This is a genomic window from Desulfobulbaceae bacterium (assembly GCA_015231515.1).
Lineage (GTDB): Bacteria > Desulfobacterota > Desulfobulbia > Desulfobulbales > VMSU01 > JADGBM01.
Map to the genome: position 1 here is coordinate 1 of JADGBM010000194.1, position 3,429 is coordinate 3,429.

At 50.5% G+C, this 3,429-nt stretch carries 4 protein-coding genes; all 4 read right to left on the reverse strand.

From position 1 onward, the window contains the following. The coding region (locus tag HQK80_16045) for a DEAD/DEAH box helicase family protein (protein MBF0223704.1) at nucleotides 1-1,170 on the reverse strand (1,170 nt) is incomplete at its 3' end. Nucleotides 1,171-1,174: 4 nt separating this feature from the next. Beyond that, nucleotides 1,175-1,393, reverse strand: a complete 219-nt coding sequence (locus HQK80_16050) for a transcriptional regulator (GenBank protein MBF0223705.1) — start codon at nucleotides 1,391-1,393, stop codon at nucleotides 1,175-1,177. Nucleotides 1,394-1,519: 126 nt separating this feature from the next. Continuing rightward, entirely contained in the window at nucleotides 1,520-2,347 is an 828-nt protein-coding gene (locus HQK80_16055; GenBank protein ID MBF0223706.1) for a hypothetical protein, read from the reverse strand. Further along, on the reverse strand, nucleotides 2,235-3,429 hold a 1,195-nt coding region (locus tag HQK80_16060; protein ID MBF0223707.1), incomplete at its 5' end, for a class I SAM-dependent DNA methyltransferase. The genes HQK80_16060 and HQK80_16055, both read right to left, overlap by 113 nt.

Here is a 3,429-nt window from a genome sequence, read left to right on the forward strand (position 1 = left end):
TTCGACAATATCCTTCACCCGTTGCGAACTGGGCTCCTTAAAGCCCCGGATTTTCAGGGTCCCGACCTCGGGCGGCTCATCATCAAACCGCCTGGTCTTGAACTTGAAATTGGGGGCCAAGACCTGTTCCATTAACAGCGAGGCGGTAATGGCCTTAAGCATATTAAGGTCCATATCATCCAGCGCATTCATCTCGCGCAGGTAGCCGACGATCTTGTCCCGCTCCCTTTGGCTATCTTCCACCAGGTCGGCAACCTTGATGATCTTGCCATCTCCATGCCGCTTGACAAAAATCACCCCGGTATCCGGGTCCTGGTGGCTCACGACACCGATGATATCAAGGATGCTGTTTACTTCCTGGTGTTTATCCTTGGTGGATTCACCGGCGTTGACATTGGGGATATGCAGGATCGTCTTTTTATCGGTATCAAGCACCTCGCCGATGGCGCTCAGGTATCGCCCCTGATAAAAATGGTAGCCGATGCCCAGGGTCTTCATATGCTCATAACCATTGAGCTGTTCGTAGTAGTTATAGGTGACCTTAGTAAACTTCGCCTCGTCCGCAGGCTGCAGCACCGGCACCGAGTCACCCCGGAAATAGGAGCCGGTCATGGCAATGATATGGGCCGAGGTGTTGGCCATGATGAAACGTATCACCTCGCCCAGCCGATTATCGCTGTCGGCCGAGACATGATGAAACTCATCAATGGCCAGCAGGGTATCATTAAATTTATCCGCTGCCACCGCCTCAAAGGCAAAACGCAGGGTGGCATGGGTGCAGATCAGAATTGCTTCGGCCGGATCGTTCAGAAAATTGGCAAAGGCCGCGACCTTACCGGTCACTCCGCCGGGTGTGCATAAATTACAGACAGGATTAAACGCCCAATCGGCAAAGAAACCATGCCGGGTCAGGTCGGTTTCGGCAAATGAACTGCCGATGGAACGCTCCGGCACCGCCACAATCACCTTCTTCAGACCCTGATTAAAGAGCTTATCCAGCCCCAGAAACATCAAGGCGCGGGACTTTCCCGAGGCAGGCGGGGCTTTCAGCAGCAGATATTGGGCCTTGCCGGCCGCAAAGGCCCGGGCCTGCATCTCCCGCATGCCCAGAGAATTAGTAGCGATGGAGCGTCCCGTCCGGGCATAGGTTACGTTGACTAAATCCGGCATATTTTTACCGTTCTCCCTGCTGCTCCATCCGAAATTTGACAGCACGTTCCTTATCAGGCGGCTCAATGGCATAGTGCCGCGCTTCGTATAACTCTACTTGAGTTACCAGTAATTCAAGCTCATCACCTTCAGAGGTGGCGGGCAGGGCATCCATCAGTTTTTCAATACGGGCGAGAGCCTGGTCATACTCAGGTTCCGTCTTGATTGTTTTAGCTTTTAACATGTTTCTATTTCTGTTTTAGCCGTTCTTGTTTGATTGATATATATCTGACATTGCGTTTTTTTCTGCATATTCACTTCTGGCGAGGAACAATAAAAACAGCTAAAAAACAGCTAAAAAACAGCTAAACTAATCGTGCGCAACCAAGTACCATGTCCAGCCTTTGCTTTCAATCAGCTGCTCTCTCCGTAATTTTTGCAGGTTGTTTCTGATCTTGTCCTGTTTTTGCTGCACAGTTAAAACATCCGGCAACTTGTCCAGCAACCCCCTCTCAAAATCAGCCTTGTTCCCTTTGCCGAATTTTCCAAGATAATCCAGAATAACCTTCTGGCAATACTCGTCATCAATCCCTTTCCATTTCAGATAGTCAGCCTGCTGATCTGTTTTGACGGCAACCTGGGAAGAGATATGGAAGTTGGGCTTCCGTCCTTCGATGAGTTTTTGTTTTTTGAGATGTCCGATCTCAGCATCACTCAAGACCTTCCCTTTCTGGAACTTGTCCAACAGCATAATTTCATGCAGGCTTAGGTTCGGCATCTGGGCCAACTTCTTGGCGTAATTTATATCGAGCACCTTACCGGTCACGACTACTTTAACCTGATTGTTGTTAAAGCTGTATTCCGGCAGTGGGAAAAATTTCCGCCGTTGAATAGTGAACATTTTTTTGATGCCGCTGCCCATGGTGTCAATCATATTAAGCGTCACCATGGCCTCGGCCAGAAATGGGTTGCGGTAGAGCGGCTCTGGCGCATCCGCCGCAATGACGTTTTCAATGGTTTGCGGAAGAAAAGAACCCATATTGTTAAAGATGAGTTGGCTATCTTCCCGCTCCACCACATTGATTTTACCGCCAAGAGTATAATCTTGGTGCGCAATACAGTTGTTCAGCGCTTCTCGAATAATGTAGGGGTGGTAGCTGTCTACCTCCTGGGGGAAGAGAGTCCCATCGGTAATAATTGGTCCACTTGAAAGACTGGTGGGCGAAGCCAATTTCCAGCCCAAGTGAAAAAATGTGGGGCCACAATATGGCAACCTGTTCACCTTGACTAATGGAGTTCGTGGTGACAAAGGCCACTTGGGCGTTGGCCTGGTGGATATACTTTGCCCCCAACAGGAACCAACAGCCGATGTAATCGATATTTTTATAGTTTTTTATTCCCGCAAAGACCTGCGCCAGATCTGCCTTTTGCCCCTTCGACTGCATGGTGGATCCCAAATACGGCGGGTTCCCCAGAATATAAATCTCATGCCCTTCATCCCTGGGGCATACCTCCTGCCAGTCAATCCGGGTGGCATTGCCGCAGACAATATGGCCACCGTCAGTAAGCGGCAGGGTGGGCTTTGATTCGCCAAAGACCTCCTGAAATAAAAGATTCATCTGGTGTTCGGCCAACCACAGGGAGAGCTTGGCGGTCTCATGGGCAAAATCATCCAGCTCAATGCCGTAAAACTGCGTGAGCTTGATATTGGACATGAAGTTGAGGGATTTCTGCGGGCCTTGCAACCGCTTGATGCTCTCAATCTCCAGCCGGCACAGCTCTTTATAAGCTATAATCAGGAAATTGCCGGAACCGCAGGCCGGGTCAAAAATGCGGATGTTGCGTAAACGGCTGAGCAGATTTTTGAGTTTCGTCTTGTTCGTCCCCGCCTGATCCAGCTCCTCGTAGAGGTTAGTTAAAAAAAGCGGCCCAATGACCTTCATGATGTTGGTCACCGAGGTGTAGTGCATGCCCAAACTGCCGCGCTGGTCGCCGTGCACCACCGCCTGGATCATGGAGCCGAAGATGTCCGGGTTGATCTCCTTCCAGTTCAGGGCGCCGCATTCAATAATAATCTGCCGCGCCTTGCGACTGAAGGCAGGCACCGGATACTCCTTGCTGAACAGCCCGCCGTTGACATAAGGAAACTGTTTCAGATAATGCGGCAAGCCCTCACGCTCTGGCGCGGAAAGCACCTGAAAGAGTTTCTGTAGATAGGGCTGTAGATCACTGCCATCGGCTGCAGTATGTGAGGCCACTCCGTTGGTAAACTGGTCATGG